At 69.5% G+C, this 21654-nt stretch carries 18 protein-coding genes; all 18 read left to right on the top strand.

Annotated elements, in window-relative coordinates:
• Window positions 1–605, top strand: a 605-nt coding sequence (locus TSH20_RS28295) for a CbbQ/NirQ/NorQ/GpvN family protein (RefSeq protein WP_109493004.1), incomplete at its 5' end; no start/stop codon positions are given.
• 123 nt (window positions 606–728) lie between these two features.
• Window positions 729–2645, top strand: coding sequence for a VWA domain-containing protein (locus tag TSH20_RS28290; RefSeq protein ID WP_109155908.1), 1917 nt, complete (start codon window positions 729–731; stop codon window positions 2643–2645).
• Between the two features lie 20 nt (window positions 2646–2665).
• Window positions 2666–3214, top strand: coding sequence for a molybdopterin adenylyltransferase (gene mog, locus TSH20_RS28285; RefSeq protein ID WP_109155909.1), 549 nt, complete (start codon window positions 2666–2668; stop codon window positions 3212–3214).
• 146 nt (window positions 3215–3360) lie between these two features.
• Window positions 3361–4428, top strand: coding sequence for a copper-containing nitrite reductase (gene nirK, locus TSH20_RS28280; protein ID WP_109155910.1), 1068 nt, complete (start codon window positions 3361–3363; stop codon window positions 4426–4428).
• A gap of 346 nt (window positions 4429–4774) precedes the next feature.
• A complete protein-coding gene (locus TSH20_RS28275) occupies window positions 4775–5161 on the top strand; it encodes a response regulator (protein ID WP_109155911.1) in 387 nt (128 codons plus the stop codon).
• A gap of 75 nt (window positions 5162–5236) precedes the next feature.
• Complete coding sequence (locus TSH20_RS28270; RefSeq protein ID WP_109155912.1) at window positions 5237–6163, top strand: NAD-dependent epimerase/dehydratase family protein; 927 nt, start codon at window positions 5237–5239, stop codon at window positions 6161–6163.
• A gap of 34 nt (window positions 6164–6197) precedes the next feature.
• On the top strand, window positions 6198–7082 hold the full coding sequence (locus tag TSH20_RS28265; RefSeq protein ID WP_247871167.1) for an endo alpha-1,4 polygalactosaminidase: 885 nt from the start codon (window positions 6198–6200) through the stop codon (window positions 7080–7082).
• A gap of 122 nt (window positions 7083–7204) precedes the next feature.
• The gene (locus TSH20_RS28260; protein WP_109155914.1) at window positions 7205–9430 is read left to right on the top strand and encodes a hypothetical protein; all 2226 of its coding nucleotides are present in this window, start codon (window positions 7205–7207) and stop codon (window positions 9428–9430) included.
• A gap of 7 nt (window positions 9431–9437) precedes the next feature.
• Window positions 9438–12431 carry a tetratricopeptide repeat protein gene (locus TSH20_RS28255; protein ID WP_109155915.1) on the top strand — a complete coding sequence of 998 codons (2994 nt, stop codon included), beginning with the start codon at window positions 9438–9440 and terminating at the stop codon, window positions 12429–12431.
• Window positions 12432–12699: 268 nt separating this feature from the next.
• Entirely contained in the window at window positions 12700–14157 is a 1458-nt protein-coding gene (locus tag TSH20_RS28245) for a tetratricopeptide repeat protein (protein ID WP_247871168.1), read from the top strand.
• A gap of 62 nt (window positions 14158–14219) precedes the next feature.
• A complete protein-coding gene (locus TSH20_RS28240) occupies window positions 14220–14903 on the top strand; it encodes a hypothetical protein (RefSeq protein ID WP_199231892.1) in 684 nt (227 codons plus the stop codon).
• A gap of 10 nt (window positions 14904–14913) precedes the next feature.
• The gene (locus TSH20_RS28235; RefSeq protein WP_247871169.1) at window positions 14914–16320 is read left to right on the top strand and encodes a GAF domain-containing protein; all 1407 of its coding nucleotides are present in this window, start codon (window positions 14914–14916) and stop codon (window positions 16318–16320) included.
• The gene (locus TSH20_RS28230) at window positions 16317–17444 is read left to right on the top strand and encodes a hypothetical protein (protein WP_109155918.1); all 1128 of its coding nucleotides are present in this window, start codon (window positions 16317–16319) and stop codon (window positions 17442–17444) included. The genes TSH20_RS28235 and TSH20_RS28230 overlap by 4 nt, the downstream gene beginning before the upstream one ends.
• Complete coding sequence (gene pelF / locus TSH20_RS28225) at window positions 17441–19009, top strand: GT4 family glycosyltransferase PelF (RefSeq protein ID WP_109155919.1); 1569 nt, start codon at window positions 17441–17443, stop codon at window positions 19007–19009. The genes TSH20_RS28230 and pelF overlap by 4 nt, the downstream gene beginning before the upstream one ends.
• A 1-nt stretch (window position 19010) precedes the next feature.
• Window positions 19011–20390 (top strand): exopolysaccharide Pel transporter PelG, encoded by a 1380-nt coding sequence (gene pelG, locus TSH20_RS28220; protein WP_109155920.1) that lies wholly within the window; start codon window positions 19011–19013, stop codon window positions 20388–20390.
• A complete protein-coding gene (locus tag TSH20_RS28215; RefSeq protein WP_109155921.1) occupies window positions 20387–20848 on the top strand; it encodes a hypothetical protein in 462 nt (153 codons plus the stop codon). Before pelG ends, TSH20_RS28215 begins: the two co-directional genes overlap by 4 nt.
• A 148-nt stretch (window positions 20849–20996) precedes the next feature.
• Complete coding sequence (locus TSH20_RS28210; protein ID WP_158282074.1) at window positions 20997–21257, top strand: type II toxin-antitoxin system VapB family antitoxin; 261 nt, start codon at window positions 20997–20999, stop codon at window positions 21255–21257.
• A gap of 3 nt (window positions 21258–21260) precedes the next feature.
• The gene (locus TSH20_RS28205) at window positions 21261–21650 is read left to right on the top strand and encodes a type II toxin-antitoxin system VapC family toxin (RefSeq protein WP_109155923.1); all 390 of its coding nucleotides are present in this window, start codon (window positions 21261–21263) and stop codon (window positions 21648–21650) included.
• Window positions 21651–21654 lie beyond the last annotated feature (4 nt).

Below are 21654 nucleotides of genomic sequence, written 5' to 3'. Positions count from 1 at the left end.
ACGACCTGACCGCCGCCGACCTGACCGGCCGCTACCTGCTGAAGGGCGGCGACACCGTCTGGGCCGACGGGCCTCTCACCCGTGCCGTCCGCGAAGGCGCGATCTGCTATCTCGACGAGGTGGTGGAGGCGCGCAAGGACGTCACCGTCGTGCTGCACCCGCTGACCGACGACCGCCGCATCCTGCCGCTTGACCGCACCGGCGAAACGCTGGAAGCGCCCGCGGGCTTCATGCTGGTGGTGTCCTACAACCCCGGCTACCAGAATGTGCTGAAGGCGCTGAAGCCCAGCACCCGCCAGCGCTTCCTGGCCGTCGAGTTCGATTTCCCGGCGCCCGAGCGCGAGATCCCCATCGTGGCCACCGAAAGCGGCCTGCCGGAAAACCGCGTCGCCCCGCTGGTGCGGCTCGCCAACGCGCTGCGCGCCCTGAAGGGCCAGGATCTGGAAGAGGGCGTGTCGACCCGCCTGCTGATCTACTGCGCCACGCTGATCCGCTCCGGCATGAAACCCGAACGCGCCATCCGCGCCGCCCTGATCGAACCGCTGACCGATGATCCGGACATCCGCGCCGCCCTGCTGCGCGTCGCCGAGGTCACGCTGGGGTAGGGAAGCCGACAGCGTGGATCGCGGAGTCGGATCTCCACCATTGCGGCCGTCATCCCCGCCTTCGCGGGAATGACGGCCGATAGGGGCTGTGGTTTTGGGCCAGTATTTGGGAGTGCGTGCGCGATGCTGGAGTTCTTCGAGCCGGAAGAGACCGTCGGCCGTCTGTGGCACCGCCTGATCGGCGGACGGTCGAGCTACCCGCATCATCCGGACGCCGCGGTGACGCTGGAATCCATGCGTCCGCGCTTGGCGGTGTTCTTCCGGGCGCTGGGCGGCGACCGCGGGGTGCGGCTCGCTGCCGGGACCGCCGCGGTGTCCGGGCACCGGCTGTCGCTGCTCGGCCGCATCGGGCTGGGGGAGGAGCGGGTGGAGCGGGCGGCGCTCGACGGCAACGTGCTCCAGCTTCCGACGACCATCGACCTGTTTAGCGATCCGGGGCTGAACGAGCGGCTTTATGAATGGCTGGCCGCCTTCTTCGCCCATGCCGAAGCCGAACCGGCTCCCGCCGACCCGCTGCAGGCCGACCTGCAGGCCCTGCGCAGCGCGGCGGCCACCACGGTGCGGGTGCTGACGCGCTGGCCCGGCCTGTCCGGCATGCACGAGGAATTGGCCCGCGCCGTCGCCGCCACCCGGCCCGCCCGCCGCCTGCCGCCGGTGGAGGCCGATGTCGAGCGCGCCGCCATGGCGCTGCTTGGCGCGGGTGCCGTCACCAGCGAAGGCGCGCGCATGCTTGCGCCCTCCGTGCCGGTGTCTGACTTCACCGCCCCCTATGGCTATGCCCGCATGCTGCCGGTGCCGCTGTGGGGATTGGTGGCACCGGGTGCCGAGCGCGATGCCGCCGCCGCGACCGACAGCCCTGGCGAGGGCGGGCAGGCGGCCGAGGGCGACCAGCGCCGCCGCGCCGCGACCCGCCGCCAGACCGACCAGATCCAGCGCAACGACCCGCTGATCCTCAACCGCTTCGAAAAGATGCTGAGCCTCGCCGAGGCGCTGAACATTCCGCGCGCGGTCGATGACGACGACGCGGAGAATGCCCGCAAGGCCGCCGACGATCTCGACGAGATCGCCGTGGGCGCGCATCAGCGCAAGGCATCGACCACGCTGAAGCTCGACCTCGACCTCGGCGCGCCGGTGGTGGACGATACGCCGCTGGTGGCGACCCTGAGCTATCCGGAATGGGACCATGGCCGGCAGGCCCATCTTCCCAACCATTGCCGGGTGATCGCCGAAACGGCACCGGCCGACGGCGAGTCCTGGCAGCCCGACGCTGCGGCGCAACGCCGCATCCGGCAGGTCCGCCGCCAGTTCGAGGCGCTGCGCCCGCGCCGCATGCTGTTCACCGGACAGGCCGACGGCGACGAACTGGACCTCGCCGCCCTGGTGCGCAGCCGGGCCGATCTCCAGGCCGGCGGCTGCGGCAGCGACCGCGTGCACCAGCAGGTGCGCAGCGCCGCCCGCGATCTGGCGGTGGCGGTGCTGGTCGACGGCTCCCTGTCGACCGACGGCTGGATCGAGGGCCGCCGCGTCCTGGATGTGGAGAAGGAGGCGCTGCTGGCGCTGACCCACGGCCTGACCGCCTGCGGCGACGACCATGCGCTCTATTCCTTCACCTCGCGCCGGCGCGACTGGGTGCGGGTGCAGACGCTGAAGGGCTTCGAGGAACCGCTGGGCGCCACCGTCACCCGCCGCATCGGCGCGCTGAAGCCCGGCTATTACACCCGCATGGGTGCGGCGATCCGCCATGTCACCGCCCAGCTTGCCGAACGGCCGAACCGCCACCGGCTGCTGGTGTTGCTGACCGACGGCAAGCCCAACGACGTGGACCATTACGAAGGCCGCTACGGCATCGAGGACACCCGGCAGGCGATCCGCGAGGCGCGGCGCGACGGGCTGGCGGTCTTCGCCATCACCGTCGATGCCCAGGCGCGCGACTACATCCCCTATCTGTTCGGGCGCGGCGCCTATGCCATATTCCCGCAGGTTTCCCACCTGACCAAGGCGCTGCCGGCGCTCTACCGGCAGGTCGCCTGCGCCGCCTGACCGAAAAAGGACCATCGACCATGAGCGAACCGGTGCAGATCGGACCCGTGAAGATCGGGATCGTCACCATCTCCGACCGCGCCAGCCGTGGCGTCTACGAGGACAAGGGCGGCCCGGCCATCCGGGAGGAGTTGACGCGCATCGTCGCCTCCCCCTGGGTGGCGGAGGCGCGGGTCATCCCGGACGAGCTGGACCTGATCGCCGCCACGCTGACTGAGCTGTGCGACATTGCCGGCTGCGATCTGGTGGTGACCACCGGCGGCACCGGCCCGGCCCCGCGCGACGTGACGCCGGAGGCGACGGAGCGGGTCTGCGAAAAGATGATGCCGGGCTTCGGCGAACTGATGCGCTCGGTCAGTCTGCGGGTCGTGCCGACCGCCATCCTGTCGCGCCAGACCGCCGGCATCCGGGGCCGCAGCCTGATCGTCAACCTGCCGGGCAAGCCGTCGGCCATCCATGATTGCCTGATGGCGGTGTTTCCCGCGATCCCCTATTGCCTTGACCTGATCGGCGCCGGGCGGATCGAAACCGACCCGAAGATCTGCGTCGCGTTCCGGCCGAAATCCTAATTTAAGAAATCATCATAGTTTGTGTGGAAATAAAGGATAGCTGCGACAAAATAGCGTCCAGTTCTTCCACTTGACGGCGGTCAAGCAGAGGTCTCGGAGATGGGGGGAATATTCCCTCACAAGAAACACTCAACCGAGACGACGCCATGAAGACCAAGCTCTCTCTCGTCACTGTCAGTGCCGCCGCCCTGATGCTTCTGTCCGGTATCGGTGCCGCTTCGGCGGCTGAAACGCTCTATGCCGACCCGAAGGTCAAGCAGCCCACGGTCAGCGTCGTCCAGGATCCGGCGGCCGTCCCGGCGCCGGAGAAGGCCGGCAAGCGGGCGCCGAAGACCCACAAGGTGCAGCTGAACACGTCCGAAGTCGAATCCACCCTCGACGACGGCACCACCTATACCTACTGGACTTTCAACAACACGGTTCCGGGTCCGATGGTGCGGGTGCGGGTCGGCGATACTGTGGACGTCTCGATCTCCAACGCGCCGGAATCGACGATGAACCACTCCGTCGACTTCCACGCCGCGACCGGCTTCCTCGGCGGCGGCCAGATCACCCAGGTGGAACCCGGCCAGACCAAGTCCTTCAGCTTCAAGGCTCTGACTCCGGGCGTCTTCGTCTATCACTGCGCCACGCCGATGGTCGCCCACCACATCTCCAAGGGCATGTATGGCCTGATCGTGGTGGAGCCGGAAGCCGGTCTGCCGCCGGTCGATCACGAATTCTACGTGATGCAGCAGGAAATCTACGCCACCAAGGCGAAGAACCAGGCGAATGCCGAGGACGACTATGACGGCCTCGTCAACGAGCGTCCGAGCTACCTGGTGTTCAACGGCACCGTCGGCGCGCTGACCAAGGACAAGCCGCTGAAGGCCAAGGTCGGCGAGACCGTCCGCCTGTTCTTCGGCGTCGGCGGCCCGAACCTGACCTCCTCCTTCCACGTCATCGGCGAGATCTTCGACAAGGTCTACAACCTGGGCGGCCTGGAAAGCGATCCGTCGAAGGGCATCCAGACCGTCACCGTCGCGCCCGGCGGCGCCACCATGGTGGAATTCAAGGTCGATTACCCCGGCAAGTACGCCCTGGTCGACCATGCGCTCAGCCGCGCCACCAAGGGCCTGATCGGCATCCTGGAAGTCGAAGGCAAGCCGGACGACACCATCATCAAGGACAAGAGCGGCGACAGCCGCAAGCAGCTGGGCGAAATGAAGCACTAAGCACGTCGTCTGCCATGAAAGAAGCCGCTCTCCCGCAGGGGAGGGTGGCTTTTTTCGTGCGTGCAGGATCAGTCACGATCCCTGGAGCAGCACAGTCACCCGCGGCTCGCTGAACAGTCCGGGTTGCCGGCCCTCGGCGACGGTCCCAGAGAAGTAGGCGAACGGACCAGCCCGCACGGGGCCAGCTTGCGGGCGCTGCGCCTTCGGCCTGCTTGACCCGGCTGATCGAAAGAGTTACACAGCCAAAAATGCGTGAATACCGGTAGGGATGTGCAGCGTAGGGTCGCGTGTTGCGCCATGCCCGCCGCCGGCCATGCCGCTCACGCCGCAAAGGTCGGATGGCGAGATGGCGGACACGGTCGAAAAGACGCGGACGATCCTGGTGGTCGAGGACAATGTGCTGATGCGCAAGCTCTTCGTCCGCTGCCTGGAGGAGGGCGGCTTCACCGTCGTCGAGGCGTCGGACGCCTCCTCCGTGCTGGACCTGATGCGCGACATGGCGCCCGATCTGGTGGTGATGGACATCGTCATGCCCGGCCTGTCCGGGCTGGACCTGATCCGGCAGATCCGCGCCGATGGCGATCTTGCCGCCACGACGGTCATTGCCGTCACCAACCTCGCCACGCCCGCCGACAAGCGCCGGCTGGCCGAGGCCGGATTCGACGGCCATGTCTCCAAGCCGATCAAGCCCAAGGAATTCCAGGCCGCGGTCGCCGGTTTCCTCGGCACTTGAGCCGCGAAAATTGATCCGGCGGCTCTGACTTCGCGTATCACCCAAAACACACGCAAAAGCGGAGGAGCCGCGGCGATGGCGCGTTATCTGGTTACAGGCGGCTGCGGCTTCATCGGCTCGCACCTGATCGAGCGGCTGCTGGCGGCCGGGCACGAGGTGCGGGTGCTCGACGATCTGTCGACCGGCAAGCGCGAAAACCTGCCGGACGGCGTGCCGGTCACCGTCGGCGATGTGGCCGATGCCGAGGCGGTTCGGTCGGCGATAGCCGGCGTGGACGGCTGCTTCCATCTGGCCGCCGTCGCCTCGGTCGACCGCTCGCGCGAGGCATGGCTGGAGACCCACCATGCCAACCTGTCCGGCACCATCGCCGTCTTCGATGCCGCCCGCCGCGCCAATCCGGCCGGGCCGGTCCCGGTGATCTACGCCTCCTCCGCCGCCGTCTATGGAGACAACCCGAACATGCCGCTGACCGAGGACGCGGCGACCCGCCCGCTGTCCGCCTATGGCGCCGACAAGCTGGGCTGCGAGCTGCATGCGCGGGTGGCGGACGGGGTGCATGGCGTGCCGACCGCCGGTTTCCGCTTCTTCAACGTCTATGGCCCGCGCCAGGACCCGAAATCGCCCTATTCCGGCGTCATTTCCATCTTCGCCGGCAGGATCGCCCGCGGGGAGCCGATCACCATCAACGGCGACGGCGAGCAGGTGCGGGATTTCATCTTTGTAAAGGACTTGGTGCGATATCTGACCGCGGCGATGGACCGTCCGCAGTCCGGCGCGCCCGTCTACAACGTCTGCACCGGCCGCCCGACCTCGGTCAACCGGCTGGCGGAGGTGCTGGCGGAGCTGTCGGGCCGGCCGCTCGACCGGCGCCATGGTCCGGCGCGGCCGGGCGACATCCGGGTCTCGATCGGCGATCCGTCGCGTCTGGTCGCCGCCTTCGGCATGAGCTGCGACACGCCGCTGGAGGATGGGCTGCGCCAGACGCTGGCGTGGCTTGGCTGAGCAAGAGAGCGTTGAGCAAAAGGATAGGGGTGGCGTGACCGGTGGTTCGATCGGGCGGCGGGCTGTCGCCGGGGGGCTGATGTCGGGTGCGGCGCTGCTGGCGCTGACCAACAAGGGCCTGCGGGCCGCCGACTCCGGTCAAGCTTCCGCATCCCCTTGGGCGGTCTATTACGCCGACGCGGCCCCGTTGTCCGCCTTCCAGCCCTACCGGCTGCTGGTTCTGGACAGCCGCACCCACCCGCCGCTTTCGCCGCTGGCCGACCGCGGCAAGACCCTGCTCGGCTATCTCAGCGTGGGCGAGGTCGAGACACACCGCCCCTGGTTCGAGCGGGTGAAGGCCTGGGGCATCCTGGACCAGGAAAATCCCAACTGGCCCGGCAGCTTCTATGTCGACGTGCGCGACCGCCGCTGGGTCAAGCTGGTGGTGGAGGAACTGGTCCCGGGCATCCTGCGCCAGGGCTTCCACGGCGTCTTCCTCGACACGCTCGACAATCCGCCGCACCTGGAGCGCACCGACGCGAAGCGCTGGCGCGGCATGACCGACGCGGCGGCGGCACTGGTGCGCGCGATCCGCCGCAATTGGCCCGACATCGGCCTGATGCAGAACCGCGCCTACGAGATCCTGCCGCAGACCGCTCCGCTGCTGAGCCATGTGCTGGGCGAGAGCGTCTATGCGGGCTGGGACTTCGCCGCCAAGCGCCCGCACCGCCAGAGCGCCGAGGATTACCGGTTCCAGGTCGAGGCCTTGAAGGCCGCCGGGGCGCTGAATCCGCGGCTCTCCCTCCACACCCTGGATTACTGGGATCCGGCCGACGCCGCCGGCATCCGGGCCATCTACGATCTGCAGCGGGCCAACGGCTTCTCCCCCTACGTCTCGACGGTCGAACTCGACCGCCTGATCCCGGAGCCGCGCCGGTGAAGCGCTTTTTGCAATGCAGCAGGAGATCCCCTCTCCCCGGGGGGGAGAGGGAGATTATCCGGGCTGGGACGACGTGCGCTTTCAAAGCAGCAGCGCTCGCCCTCGGCCTGCTTCTGCCCGGCATGGCCACTTCCGTGCTCGCCGCCGGTTCTCCCGCGACGGCCGCGACGGCCCAGCAGACGGTGCCGCGCACCATCCTGGCGCTGGTCGACCTGCGCGAGGAAAGCACGATCCGTCTCAGCCGCATCCACACGATGGTGGAGCTGCCGCTGAACCATCTCGGCCTGTCGGTGGTCTATTGGAACGTCGCCGACGGGCTGCCCGACCTGTCGCGCTATCCCGACCTGCGCGGCGTCGTCACCTGGTTCGCGGGAGAGCCCTTCACCGATGTCGGCGCCTACATCGCCTGGGCCGGGCGGGCGATGGACCGCGGCGTCCGCTTCGCCGTCCTGGGCCAGTCGGGTGTCCGGCTGGAGCGCGGCGGCAAGCCGGTGCCGCTGGCGCTTTCCAACCGCTTCTTCGCCCGGTTCGGACTGCGCGACGACGACGGCTATTCCGACCTGACCTACAAGTCCCGGCCGGCGCTGGCCGACGGCATGATCGGCTTCGAACGGCCGCTGTCGGGGGTGCTGCCCGGCTATCCGCTGTTCCGCAAGACCGACGAGCGCTTCGCCTCCCATCTGGTGATGCGGCGCGGCGACGATCCGGCGAGCGACAGCCATCTGGTGGTCACTGGCCCGTCCGGCGGTCTGGTCACCGACGGCTACAGCCGCTATTTCGACGCCGAGTACAACCGCCGGCAATGGATCGTCGATCCCTTCGCCTTCTTCCGCGACAGTTTCGCCACCGACGACCTGCCGAAGCCCGACGTCACGACCCTGTCGGGCCGGCGCATCTATTTCAGCCACATCGACGGCGACGGCTGGCGCAACGTGACGGAGGTGGCGCCCTATGCCTCCCGCCGCGTGCTGTCCGCCGACATGGTGCGCACCGCCGCCATCGAGCCGTTTCCCGACCTGCCGGTCAGCGTCGCCCCGATCGTCGGCGACCTCGACCCGACCTGGAAGGGCACGCCGGAGTCGCTGGAGGCGGCGAAGAAGCTGTTCGCCCTGCCGCAGGTGGAGCCGTCCAGCCACACCTGGACCCACCCCTTCCAATGGGCTTTTTTCAAGGATTACAGCCGGCAGAACGAGGCGCCCTTCCTCAACCGCGAGAGCAGCTATCGCCCCGGCAAGGCCGACGACCACGCGGCGGAGGAGGCGGGGGAGGTGTCCGACATCGGCCGCTACGCCGTGCCGCGCGCCTATCTGCAGCAGCCCTTCGATCTCGACCAGGAGATCGGCGGCGCGCTCGACTATTTCACCCGGCTGGCTCCGACCGGCAAGCGGGCGGTGCTGGTGCAATGGTCGGGCGACACCTCGCCGTTCGAGGCGGCGCTGGCCGCGGTGCGCAAGGCGGGCGGGGTCAACATCAATGGCGGCGACGCCCGCTTCGACGCCGATTTCCCCTCCATCACCGGCCTGCCGCCGATCGGCCTGCCGGTGGGGGCGGAGCGGCAGATTTACGCCGCCGGCAGCAACGAGAACACCTATACCGAGCTGTGGACCGGCCGCTTCTACGGCTACCGCAATCTGATCAACACGATGCGGCACGCCGGCAGCCCGATCCGGCTGAAGCCCTTCAACGTCTATTACCACATGTACAGCGGCCAGAAGGCGGCCAGCCTGAACGCGCTGGTCTCGGTGCTGACCGCCGCCCGCGGGCAGGAACTGGCGCCCGTCGCCGCCTCCACCTACGCCCGCATCGCCGAAGGCTTCTACACCACCCGATTCGAGCCGCTGGCGGGCGGGGCGGATGTCGGGCGGCGCTGGCGCGTGCGCGACCGCGGGGCGCTGAACACGCTGCGCTTCGACCATGCCAGCGCCAGTGCGGTCGACTTCGCCCGCTCCATCGGCGTGCTGGGCCAGCGCCACAGCCAAGGCAGCCTCTATGTGACGCTCGACCCGGCGGTGGCGGAGCCGGTGGTGGCACTGACGGAGACCGACCGCGCCGACCGCGACCCGCCGGCCGCAGTGCCCTATCTGGTCCAAGGACGTTGGGCCTTTTCCGCCTTTGCCGGCGAAGGGCAGGGCTTCCGCGTCGCCGCCACCGGCTATGGCGAGGGCGCCATGGTCTGGCATGTGCCGCAGCCCGGCCGCTGGACGGTCACGGCGGAGCGTGACGGAACCCGGCTGTGGTCGGGCAGCGTCGATGCGGATGCGGAGGGCCGGCTGGCGCTGACGGTGCCGGTCTCCGCGATCGCGCCGCTGCTACTGCGGATCCGCCCGGCGAACGGCGTGGCGGGGTAGGGCGGCGATGCGCGCGAACATCCTCGTCGTCCTGCTGGTGCTGCTCGTCGGCATCGGCGCCAGTTTGCTGCTGATCCCGCACAGCGGCGAGCTTGCCCTGCAGAAGTTCCGCGACCGCGATTACGACAGCGCCCGCGCGGTCTACGAGCAGCGCTATGCCGCCGGCGACCGCAGCGGCACCACGGTGATGCCGTTGACCCGGCTGTCGCTGGCCCAGGGCGACCTCGAGCGCGCCATCGCCCTGACCGAGGAGTTCGTCGCCGCCGAGCCGTCGTCCGTCGAAGCGCGGGAGTTGCTGAACCGCCTCTACCAGGATGCGCAGCGGCCCGGCGATTATCTGGAAAACCTGAAGGCCCTGGCGGAGCTGCGCCACAGCGCCGACCTCTACCGCGACCTCGCCTATGCCGCCGGCTTCCGCAATCGCATGGCACTGAAGGTGGAGGCGCTGACCCGCTACTGCCCCCTGCGTCCCGATGATGTCGAGGCTCCGCAGGAACTGGCAGCACTGCTGGCCGCTCGCGGCGATCCTGCCGGGGCGGTGGACTGGTTGTTGCGTGCCGACGACCGTGCCAAGGGCAATATCGAGCCGGACAGCCGCGAATTGCTGATGAGCCTGCTGATCGACCTCGACCGCGAGGAGGAGGCGTTCGAGCGTGCCCGGCGCTGGCTGGGCGAGAATCCCACCGTTGCCGACATGATCGGTCTGGCGAGCCAGCTCGCCGCGGCGTCCCGTCCCGACCTTGGCCTGCGGCTGATCGAACCGCAGGTGAAGGGGCGCAATCCTGTGCTGGCGCTGGAGCTGACCTACATCGACCTGTTGATCGCCGCCGACCGCCGGGAAGAGGCGCGGACCCGCCTGTCGGCGCTTTCCGGCCCGGTCGAGGATGTCCAGTTCGGGCGGCTGCTGGCGCTGGAGGTGAATGCCGGCATGCTTCGCCCGGCGCTTGCGGCGACCAAGGGGCGCGACCTGCATCTGGTCCCCGACTGGGTACTGGCCGGGCTGGCGGAAAGCGCCTTGCGCGACGGCGACCGCAGCTTCCCCGACCGCCTCTACCGCGAACTGGGCGACGAATTCCTGGACGATTATCCGCTGCTGGCCGCCAACATCGCGCTCGGCCGCGGCGATCCCGCCGCCGCTGCGGGGTGGGCGGAGCGCGGCCTTGCCGGCGGCGGGCTGACTCCCGGTGACCAACTGGCTGCCATTCGCATCCTCGACCGTGCCGGCCGCCACGGCGCGGCGGCTGACGCCTTCGACCGGCTGCCGCTGTCCGGCGGTATTCCCGACGAGCAGTTGGAGGAGCTTGCCGCCCTGTTCATCGACCTCGACCGCGCGCCGACCGGGCTTGCTTGGTTCGAGGCGCGGAGGCAGGTAACGCCGTCCCCGGCCGCCGGGCAGGGCTGGGCACGGCTGGCCGCCAAGGCCGGTGATCCCGCCGCCGTCGCCGATTGGCTGGCCGGTCAGCCCAAGCTGCCGGTCGGTCTGTTGCAGGACATCGCCGGAAGCGCCGCCGAGCGCGCCGCCAATTCGCCCGCGGCGGCGGCGCTGGCCCTTGCCGCCTCGCAGCGCGCCTTCGCGCTCGATCCCTCGCCGCGCAGCCGTCTGGCCCTCGCCAACGCCCTGACCGCCACCGGCAAACCGGCGGAGGCGCTGCCGCTGCTGGCCCCGCTGCTGGCAGATGGTGGCACGGAGGTGGAGTCCGCCTATATCGCCGCGTTGGCCGGCGCCGGCCGTTCGGAGGAACTGACCCGTCACCTGACCGCCAAGCTGGCGAAAGGCAATTTGTCGGACGCCGAACAGCAGGCTATCGTCACCATGCTGCTCGACCACAAGGCCTATCGCGCCGCCCTGCCGCTGCTGCGTGGCTGGGCGGAGAGCCAGGGTGGTGGCAGATCCGGCGAAGATTGGCTCGGCGTCTATGCCGATGCGGCGGCCAAGGCGAACGCGCTGCCCGACCTCGCCGCCCTGCTGCAAAGCCGGGCTTCCGCCGCACCGCTGGCCGAGGCGGAGGATGCGCTTTACCGCGACACGCTGACGAAGTTGGGCCGCAAAGCCGATCTGCGCCGCTATCTGCTGGCGCGCGCCACCGACGACCGCCTGCCCACCGACAAGCGGCGTGAGCCGGCATCATCCCTGCTGGCGCTCGGCGACAAGGCCGGGGCCGAGCAGGCCCTGCAGCGGCTGGCGGCCGGGCAGGGGCCGCAGAGCGAGGATTTCCGGCAGCTCGCCTATCTCTGGGGTCCGCGCCCGCCCGCCGCCGGTCTGGATTGGATCGAGGCGCGGGCCAAGGCGGCGTCCGACCCGGCCGAGCAGGCGGCATGGTACGACCGTCTCGCCGAGTATGGCGGCGGGCGCCGCGTCATCGCCGGGCTCGGCGGCCAGGGCGAGGCTCCGGCGCAACCGGCGCTGAAGGCTCCCTACATCGAGGCGCTGGCGGCGGCCGGCAAGGGCAAGGAACTGGCCCTTGCCCTGCGCACCGCCGTGCCGGAGGAAGCCGCCCCCGACCGCCTGCGCCGCTACGCCCGCCTCGCCGAGCAGACCGGGCAGCGGGCCGCCGCCGCCCAGGCCTGGACCGCCCTGCTGACGCGCAAGCCCGACGACGCCGATGCGCTGCGCCAACTCGGCATGCTGGCCTATGACGAGAACCGCCTCGCCGACGCCGAACGGCTGCTGCGGCGCTACGTTGCCACCGGCCCCGACGATTACGAAGCCCATTACTTCCTGGGCGAGGCGTTGACCGCGCTGAAGCGCCCGACCGCGGCGGTTCCCTTCTACCGCACTGCGCTGTCCCAGCTGCGCCACCGCGCCGGCCGCGGCGACGCGGCGGTCCAGACGGAGGCGAATTTGCTGAATCGGCTGGGCAAGGTCGACGACGCCGTGGCGCTGTTCGAATCTCTGCGCAGGCGCCGCCCGGCCGACCGCCAATTGAGGGCAGACTACGCATCGATGCTGATCGAAAACGGACGACTGCCGGAGGCCCGCCGTGTCCTGGCCCTTCCGTGATCGCGTGCGCGCCTCTGAGAAGGACATCCCTCTCCCGTCCCGGGAGAGGGAGGGGACCCGCGCCGAAGGCGCGGGGAGGGTGAGGGGTGAGGCAAGAAACCAGAAGCGCATGGTTCCTTGCACCACCCCTCACCCTTCCCATGGCTTCCGCCATGGGCCCCTTCCCTCTCCCGGGGCGGGAGAGGGAGCCATTCGCTTCGCCCTCCTCCTCGCAATCCTCGCCGCCACCCCCGCCCACGCCCAAACGGCCTCGGCCCGCCTCGAAGCCGTGCGCGAGGACCACGCAGCCCGCTTCGCCCTGCATTGGCCCGGCCCGGTCGCCACAGAAACCCAGCGCGACGGCCGCGAGCTGGTCCTGCGCTTCGACCGCCCGCTCGGCGAGGTCCCGCTCGACCGCGTCCCTGAACGGCTGGAGTCCTGGGTCGACAACATCCTCTACGGTTACGACAGCGTCGTCCTTGTGCTCGCCAGCGGCGTCGAGGCGACGGTCGCGACCGACCGCAACGGCCTCAGCGTCGCCTTGACGCGCCCGCCCGCCGCCGCCCCGAGCCGCGAGGCGCAGGCCGCCGACCGTGCCGCCCGCCGGCGTCTCGACTATTTCCGCGCGCTGGCGCTGATGGAGGGCGGCGACGTCCGCCCGGCGCGGACCCTGCTGCGCGACCTGCTGGAACAGGATCCCAACGATGCCCAGTCCACCGCCCTGCTGGCCCAGGCGGAGGAACGGCTCGGTCGCTGGCGCGAGGCGATCCGGGCCTATGACACGGCGCTGGAACTGACGCCCGACGAACCTTCCCTGATCCAGGGCAAGGCGCTGCTGCTGCACGAAAATGCGGACCGCAGCCGCCTCGATCTCGACTGGCAGAAGGTGCGTAACGCCGACATGCAGCGCATCGCCCGCTTCAGCGGCGTGCAGGACCTCGGCCGCTCCACCGCCTTCACCTGGAGCCTTGAGCGCCGCGATGTCGATGTCGACGCCGCCCGCCGGGAAGACGGCCGGCTGGAGCCTTTCCACGGCGCCCGCTCCCGGCTGGAGGCGGCGCTGGTCCATGACTGGCCGGAGTTCGAACGCTCCACCCTGGCGCTCTACGCCGCCCCGCAGACGCTGGGCGCCGGCTACACCCATGGCTGGCGCGGCGACGAGACGGAGACCCGCGCCGGCTTGGCCTGGAGCGAGCCAAGCTTCGCCTTCCTGGAGGGCATCGTCGACGGCGGCCGCCGCGACCGCCTGTTCTTCCAGCACGAGGACCGGCTGTCCGACCGCTGGTTCCTGTCGCTTGGCGCCGGCTACAACCGCTATGGCCTCGCCGGCGACGCCGATCTGGCGCGCAGCGCCACGGTGGAGGGATCGTTGCGCTACACGCTGAATGCAGCGGGGCCGCTGGCCAGCGTCGCCTATGTGCTGGATGCCGAGTATGTCGCCCACCGCGAGGAACGGCAGGACGCGCTCGGCCAGCCTTACGTCCCGCTGCCGGCTGCGACCCGCGAGGTCCATGCGCTGCAGCTCAATGCAGAAGACTATCTGACCGACTATGTCCGCTATGCGCTGCAGGTCGGCTACGCCTATGACCGGCGGGGCCGCAGCGGACCGCAGGGGGCCATTTCGCTGGGGTGGGAACCGGCGGACAATCTGGAGCTGAATTTCCGGGCCAGCCATGCCCGCTCCACCGCGCGCGGCACGGCCAGCGCGGTGAACAGCGCGGGCGTCACGCTGGTCTGGCGTTATTGACGGTGTGTCAACACTTTATGGTTAAAAAAGGTGGACTGGCGATGCGGCGAAAGGGTGCGGGAATGAAGGGCAAGACTGTGCGGGCCTGCGGGGCGCTGCTGACGGTTGGGCTGATGCTGGCGGGCTGCAGCTTCGGCCGGATCAACAGCCGCGACTTCGCCCAGCCGGGCGCCGTGCTGCCGGCCGGCTCGACCGTCGCCGTGCTGCCCTTCGAGAATCTGACCAACCACCCCAATGCCGGCCAGATCGCCGCCGACATCGTCTCCACCGAACTCTACGGCGTCGAGGGCATCCGCAGCATGGATGCGTCCCGCGTCCGCAGCCGCCTGTCCGCCGCCAAGCCCGCCGGCGACGCAGCCGCCGCAACCGATGCGCCGGCCGACGCCGCCCCGCCGGACGCCCAGGCCGCCGGCCGGACGCTGGGGGTGGATGCGGTGCTCTCCGGCAGCGTGTCTGAATATGGTTACCAGCATGGCCTGCGCGAGGAGCCGGTGGTCGGCCTGAACGCCCGGCTGGTCCGCAGCTCCGACGGCGCCGTGCTGTGGACCTCCAGCCAGTCGGAGGCCGGCCGCGGCTATTTCAGCCGCGACAGCGTCAACAACGTCGCCCAGCGGGTGGTGACGCGCATGATCGACAGCCTGCGGCCGGTGGTCGCCGCACCCGCCGTGCCCGCTTCCGCGGACGCCCCGGTCCAGGCCGGCCGCGCCTCCGACAGCGACTTCTCCAACGATCTGCATCGCGAGTGAGCGTGCAGGCATGAGCGCAGAGTCCAGCCCCTCTCCGGTGTCCCCCCGCCGCTGGTTCGGCCTGCGGCCGGTCGCGCTGCTGGAGCTGCTGCTGTTCTTCGCCGTGGCGCTGGGGCTGGATGTCTGGCTGGGCGCCGGGCTGCGCTTCGACGGGGTGCAGCCGCATCCCTTCTGGATCCCGGTCCTGCTGCTGGCGATCCAGTACGGCACCAGCGTGGGCGTGCTGGCGGCGCTGGTGGCGTCGGTGGCGCTGCGGTTCGGCAACATGCCTGATGCCGGCATCGACCAGGACCTCTACGACCATCTCTTCACCCTGACGCGCGAGCCGATCCTGTGGCTGGTCGCCGCCGTGCTGTTCGGCGAGCTGCGCATGCGCCAGCTGCGCGAGCGTGACGAACTGCGCGCCGGCCTTGCCGCCGCCCGGCAGGAGGCGGAGGCCATCGCCCGGTCCTACCGCGCCTTGAAATCGGTGAAGGAAAGCCTTGAGACCCGCGTCGCCGGCCAGCTGCGCACCGTCTTCACCCTCTATCAGGCTGCAAAATCCATCGACCATCTGGACGAGGGGGAGGTGATGCTGGGCGTCGCCGACCTCGTCCGCACCGTCATGAAGCCGGAGAAGTTCTCGCTGTTCCTGCTGAACAACGACGTGCTGGAATCGGTGACGAACGAGGGGTGGGACGACGACACCGACAGCTATGCCCGCTGGTTCGACAGCGGCACCCCGCTGTTCCAAACCGTGATCGCCCGCCAGCGGCAGCTCTGCGTCAACCGGGTGGAGGACGAACGCATCCTGGCCGGCGAAGGCGTGCTGGCCGGACCGCTGGTCAGCAGCGACACCGGCGAGGTGGTCGGGATGGTGAAGGTCGAAAGCCTGGGCTTCACCGACCTCAGCGTCAACACGGTCGAGAATTTCCGCATCCTGTGCGAATGGATCGGCACGGCGCTGGCCAAGGCGCGCCAGTTCCGCACAGCCAACGAACAGCGCGTGTTCACCGACGACGCGCTCTACTCCTCCAGCTACATCGGCCGGCAGGCGGAGTTCCTGGCCCTGCTCGGCCGCCGCATGGGGTTCGAGACGACGGCCATCACCATCCGCCCAACCGGCCTGTCCCGCCTGTCCGTCGCCCAGCGCGCCGACCTTGCCGCCGCCATCGGCACGGCGGTGCGCGGCAGTCTGCGCGACACCGATCTCGCCTGCGACTTCGGCCAGCAGGGCGCGTCCTTCGGCGTGATCCTGGCCGGCACGCCGCTGGAGGGTGCCAAGCTGGTGGAGGCGAAGCTGGAACGGGCGGTGCGGCGGGAGTTGCCCGACGGGCTGTCCAACATCCCCATCGGCTTCGTCACCCGCCGGGTCGAGCCGCCGGAGCCGGAGCCTAAGCCGGCCGCCGGGGAAGCGGTGGCGGAGAGTGCGGGATGACCGGCCCGGCCCCCGATTCCGCTGAAACCATCGGCACGCTGGCGGGCGACCGCCCGGTCGCCGGCACGGGCGAGCTGGTGGCGGCGACGCTCGGCGCCGGCCTGCTCGATTCTGGAGCACTGGCGTTCGGCCTGTCCGGCGTCCCCTTCGCCGCACCATCCGCCGCGGCGCTGCACCTGCTGCTCTGCGGACTGGTCGGCTTGTGGGTGCGCAGCCGGGCGCGGCGGGGCCGCGACCTGCGGCTGGCCGGGCTGCTGCTGGTCACCATGGTGCCTCTGGGACCGCTGGGCGCCGCCTGCACGCTGGTGACTGCGGCGCTGCTGGCGCTGTTCAGCCACTATGCCACCGGCTTCCAGGACTGGTATCTTTCCCTTTTCCCCGAAAGCGAGACCGGCCCGGCGCAGGAGCTGTACGAACTGATCGTGTCGGGCCGCGAGAACGCCCATCTGGTCGCCGGCGAATCCTTCACCGACATGATGTGGATGGGCACGCCGCAGCAGAAGCAGGCGGTGATCGCCCTGGTCGCCCGCCATTTCCGCCCCGCCTTCACGCCCGCGCTGAAGGCCGGCCTCGCCGATGCCGACCCGTCTGTCCGCGTCCAGGCCGCCACCGCGACCGCGCGGGTGGAGCATGAGTTCAACGAGCGCTGGCAGTCGCTCGACCATGCCGCCCGCGCCCATCCGGACGACGCCGGCGCCCTGGCCGCCCTGTCCCGCCACCTCGACGATTACGCCTTCTGCGGCCTGCTGGATTCCAACCGCGAGGCGGAGATCCGCGAAAAGGCGCTGGACGGCTACCGCCGCAGCCTGGAACTGGCGCCCGACGACGACGGCATTCGCCTCGACCTCGGCCGGCTGCTGCTGCGCTGCGGTCTGGCGGCGGAGGCGGCGGCGAGGCTGGAGCCGCTGATCGACCGCACGTCCGACAGCCGCATCCTGTTCTGGTATGCCGAGAGCCTGTTCCGGCTCGGCCGCTTCACCGACCTGCGGGCGCTGCCCGTCCGCCGGCCCGACCTGCTGGGCGACGGGGCGGCACTGCCCGATGCGCTGCGCGACGTCTTCGCCCTGTGGCGCGACGACGAAACGGCCGTCGCCGAGACCGCCGCGAAGGAGCTGGCCGCATGAGCCGCTCCCCGTCCCAGCCGCTCCCGCCCGAAGCGCCCCGCGCGCCCAAGGCCGACGTCTGCCTGCTGATGGAGGGGTCCTATCCCTATGTCGCCGGCGGCGTGTCGACCTGGACGCACGACCTGATCCGCTCCCATTCGGACCTGACCTTCCACATCGTGGCACTGGTCGCCGACCGTAGCGCCCGCAAGCTCGCCTATGATCTGCCGCCCAACGTCACCGGCCTGACCCACGTCTATCTGCAGGATCCGCCCGCCGGATGGCGCTGGCAGCCTGGCACCGGACGGTTGATGGCAAATTTGGAAAAGCCGCTCGCCCGCCTGCAGCAGGGCGGAGGGCTGGCCGAGGTGGCGGAGGTTCTGCGGCTGCTGGCGCCGCGGCGCGGCCGGATCGGCAAGCGGGCGCTGCTGAACTCCGAGGACGCCTTCCAGATGGTGGTGCGCATGTGCAGGGCCGCCCTGCCGGACGCCTCCTTCCTCGAATATTTCTGGGGCAGCCGGGCGCTGATGAGCGGGCTGTTCGCCACGCTGCTGGTGCCGATGCCGCAGGCGTCGGTCTATCACGCCATCTCCACCGGCTATGCCGGTCTGTTCGCCGCGCGGGCGCGGCTGGAGACCGGGCGGTCGGCCCTGCTGACCGAACACGGCATCTACACCAACGAACGGCGCATCGAGATCCTGATGGCCGAATGGCTGTTCGAGGGCGCCGACACCTCCCTGGCGCTCGACCGGAAGAAGCGCGACCTGCGCGATCTGTGGTTGGACACCTTCGCCAGCTACTCCAAGGCCTGTTACGACGCCTGCGACCGCATCATCACCTTGTACGGCGGAAACCAGGAGTTCCAGCGCCGCCAGGGCGCCGACCCGGCCAAGCTGATGATCGTGCCCAACGGCATCGACTATGCCGGCTATTCCCAGGTCCGGCGCGACCCCAACCCGCGCCCGCCGACCATCGCCCTGATCGGCCGCGTCGTGCCGATCAAGGACGTGAAGACCTACATCCGCGCCGCCGGCATCCTGCGCGAGGACATCCCCGACCTGAAGGCGATGATCCTCGGCCCGCTGGAGGAGGATCCCGGCTATGTCGAGGAATGCCGGACCATCGTGAAGCATCTGGGGCTGGAGCAGACGGTGATCTTCGCCGGCCGGGTCAAGCTGACCGACTGGCTGGGCAGGATCGACGCCATCGCGCTCACCAGCGTCAGCGAGGCGCAGCCGCTGGTGATCCTGGAGGCCGGCGCGTCCGGCGTGCCGACGGTGGCGACCGATGTCGGCTCCTGTTCCGAACTGCTGATGGGCCGTCCGGACGAGGTTCCGCCGCTGGGGCCGGGCGGGGCGGTGACGCCGCTGGCCAGCCCGCTCGACACCGCGCGGGAGCTGCGTGCCCTTCTGCTCGACCGTCCCTGGCGCGAGCGCTGTGCGCAGGCCATCGCCCGGCGTGTCGCCCAGTCCTACGACAAGGTCGCCATCGACCGCGTCTATCGCGCCATCTATGACGAGCACATCGCCATGCCGACCCGGCCGACGCTCGATGGTGCCGATTTCGACCTGAAGGGAGCCGCCTGACATGGCCGGCATCGGCTTCGCGCTCCGCCGGCTGGCCCGGCGCGACGATCTGCTCGGCGTGCTGCAGGGCTATGCCCATTCCGCCTTCATCACGTCGGGCCCCTGGATGTTCACCATCCTGGCGCTGGCCGGCATCACGCTGTTCGGCCGCGATCTGGTGGGGCCGGAGCAGCTGACGTTGTTCCGCGTCGTGGTGATCTACAATTTCTGCTTCTCGGTGGTGTTCACCGGGCCGCTGGTGCTGGTCGCCACCCGCTATCTCGCCGACGCCATCTATGCCAAGGAGGTGGAGGCGGCGCCCGGCATGCTGCTGGCGACGCTGGGGCTGGCCTATGCCATCGCCGGCCTGACCGCCGGGCCCTTCTACCCGCTGTTCAGCGGCCTGCCGCTGCCGATCATGCTGGGCGGGCTGGCGAATTTCTTCCTGGTCTGCGGCATCTGGGTGGTGTCGATCTTCCTGTCGGCGCTGAAGGACTATCTGGCGGTCACCGTCGCCTTCGGCGTCGGCATGACCACCGGCATGGCCGGGGCGGTGCTGCTGGGCGACCGCTTCGGCGCGGCGGGGATGATATGGTGGTTCTCCGCCGGGCTGGCGGTGATCCAGTTCGGGCTGATCGCGCGGGTGCTGGCCGAATATCCCTATCCGGTCGGGCGGCTGTTCGACTTCCTCTCATATTTCCGCAAATATTCCGATCTGGCGTTGATCGGGTTCTTCGCAAATGCCGCCGTCTGGACCGACAAGTGGATCATGTGGTTCGCGCCGGAGCGTGAACTGGTCTCCGGCGCCATGGCGATCTACAGTGCCTATGACGGCGCCATGTTCATCGCCTATCTGACGACCCTGCCGGCGCTGACCCTGTTCACGGTGAACATCGAGACCCGCTTCTTCGAGCATTACCAGGCCTTCTACCGCGACATCCAGAAGCACGCGACCTTCGACCAGATCGCCCGCAACCACCGCGCCATCATCGCCGCCCTGCTCGACAGCAGCCGCAACCTCATCATCCTGCAAGGGGCGGTCTGCGCCGTCTGCATCTTCCTGGCCCCCGCCATCGTCGGCGCCATCGGCCTGCAGTACCAGCAGATCGGCATGTTCCGCTTCGGCGTGCTGGGTGCCTTCTTCCAGGTGATGTTCCTGTTCTGCACGGTAATCCTGGCCTATTTCGACCTGCGGGCGCGGAACCTGACGGTGCAACTGGTCTATATGGCGGCCAACGCCGGCTTTACCCTGCTGTTCAGCCGGATGGGCTTTCCGTGGTATGGGTACGGCTATTTCCTCAGCTCGCTGCTGGCCTTTGCGGTCGCCTATCTGATGGTGGCGGACGCGGTGCGGCGGCTGCCCTATTTCGCCTTCGTCGCCAACAACCCGTCGGTGCGATGACCCGCCGCCACATCCCTCATCTTCTGGTCCTGCTGCTGCTTCCGGCCTCCGCCGGCGCGCAGGAGGTTCTGCGCACCGACCGCACCGACTCCGGCCATCTGCGCCCGCCCTTCCGCGCCTACGAACCGCCGCCGCCGGGCCACGAGCCGCGCCTTCGCCGTACCGAAAGCCGCGCCGTCTACAGCCTGCCCGCTGGCTTGAAGGGCCTCGCCACGCTGGACCGCACCCTATCGCACCTGTGCCAGCGCGGCGCCTTCCTGCAGCGGATCGACGGCCTCTATTGGGCGGCGACCCCGGATTACCGCTATGGCGTCGCCTTCTCCGGCGGCGCCAACCTGATCGACCCCCAGAACCGCCGCCAGCCCGGCAAAGCCTATTTCTTCCGCAACCAGGACAGCCGCTGCAGCGTCTGGATCGGCGATCAGGCGAAGCTGATGCCGCATTACATCGGGGGGTGATGGCGGTTCAGAGGGTGGTCTTTCTGCCGCATCCGGCAGCACGGCCTTGCCGCGTGGTTTGGTGAACACCACAATGGTCCCGTGGCGAGCACGCCGTGGCTCATGGCCCGGAAAGCTGTGCTGGATCGATCGAAAACAGGAGACGCCGATGCCCATCCCGGTGAGCGCTGAAACGGAAGTCCTGGCCCGCCGGCTTGCTGCCATTCGAGGGCAGAGTATCGACGAGGTTGTCCGCACGGCCGTGCGCGATGCCTTGGCCCGCGCCGAGCGACCGGCAACTTCCTGCCTCACTCCGGACCAGCAGGCCAAGGTGAACCGCATGTTGGCGCGGGTGAAAGCGCTGCCGCCGCTGGACGACGGCGGAAACCCGGATGCCGACCTATACGACGAACACGGTCTGCCGCGCTGAGCCATGGTCGTCGACACCTCGGCACTTGTGGCCATCCTGAAGGCCGAGCCGGAAGCAGCCGCCTTCCTCGCCAAACTCGCCACTGCCGCGGTGTGCCGCCTGTCGGCCGCGAATTTCGTCGAGGCTGGGCTGATCGCCAGCCGCGATCCGACCGGCGCCCACCTCGAGGCCCTTGAGGATCTGCTGCGCGAGTTCGACATCCGCATCGAGCCGGTCGGAGAGCGCCAAGCCCGGCTTGCGCTCGACGCGTTCCGCCGCTACGGCAAGGGGACCGGACATCCGGCTGGTCTCAATTACGGTGACTGCTTCGCCTACGCCCTGGCCGCCGACACTGGTGAGGGGCTGCTGTTCAAGGGCGATGACTTTCCCTGTACCGACCTTGCCCCGGCATGAGCGG

This window comes from Azospirillum sp. TSH20 (genome assembly GCF_003115935.1).
GTDB lineage: Bacteria > Pseudomonadota > Alphaproteobacteria > Azospirillales > Azospirillaceae > Azospirillum.
This window is presented reverse-complemented; position numbering and strand designations above follow the sequence as displayed.

Excerpts from the sequence above, each read along its gene's own strand:
- TSH20_RS28255 (WP_109155915.1), top strand. The coding sequence starts at position 9,438 with ATGCGCGCGAACATCCTCGTCGTCCTGCTGGTGCTGCTCGTCGGCATC.
- TSH20_RS28215 (WP_109155921.1), top strand. The coding sequence starts at position 20,387 with ATGACCCGCCGCCACATCCCTCATCTTCTGGTCCTGCTGCTGCTTCCG.
- pelF (WP_109155919.1), top strand. The coding sequence starts at position 17,441 with ATGAGCCGCTCCCCGTCCCAGCCGCTCCCGCCCGAAGCGCCCCGCGCG.
- TSH20_RS28240 (WP_199231892.1), top strand. The coding sequence starts at position 14,220 with ATGAAGGGCAAGACTGTGCGGGCCTGCGGGGCGCTGCTGACGGTTGGG.
- TSH20_RS28210 (WP_158282074.1), top strand. The coding sequence starts at position 20,997 with ATGCCCATCCCGGTGAGCGCTGAAACGGAAGTCCTGGCCCGCCGGCTT.
- TSH20_RS28230 (WP_109155918.1), top strand. The coding sequence starts at position 16,317 with ATGACCGGCCCGGCCCCCGATTCCGCTGAAACCATCGGCACGCTGGCG.
- TSH20_RS28275 (WP_109155911.1), top strand. The coding sequence starts at position 4,775 with ATGGCGGACACGGTCGAAAAGACGCGGACGATCCTGGTGGTCGAGGAC.
- pelG (WP_109155920.1), top strand. The coding sequence starts at position 19,011 with ATGGCCGGCATCGGCTTCGCGCTCCGCCGGCTGGCCCGGCGCGACGAT.
- TSH20_RS28290 (WP_109155908.1), top strand. The coding sequence starts at position 729 with ATGCTGGAGTTCTTCGAGCCGGAAGAGACCGTCGGCCGTCTGTGGCAC.
- nirK (WP_109155910.1), top strand. The coding sequence starts at position 3,361 with ATGAAGACCAAGCTCTCTCTCGTCACTGTCAGTGCCGCCGCCCTGATG.
- TSH20_RS28205 (WP_109155923.1), top strand. The coding sequence starts at position 21,261 with ATGGTCGTCGACACCTCGGCACTTGTGGCCATCCTGAAGGCCGAGCCG.
- TSH20_RS28260 (WP_109155914.1), top strand. The coding sequence starts at position 7,205 with ATGGCCACTTCCGTGCTCGCCGCCGGTTCTCCCGCGACGGCCGCGACG.
- mog (WP_109155909.1), top strand. The coding sequence starts at position 2,666 with ATGAGCGAACCGGTGCAGATCGGACCCGTGAAGATCGGGATCGTCACC.
- TSH20_RS28270 (WP_109155912.1), top strand. The coding sequence starts at position 5,237 with ATGGCGCGTTATCTGGTTACAGGCGGCTGCGGCTTCATCGGCTCGCAC.
- TSH20_RS28235 (WP_247871169.1), top strand. The coding sequence starts at position 14,914 with ATGAGCGCAGAGTCCAGCCCCTCTCCGGTGTCCCCCCGCCGCTGGTTC.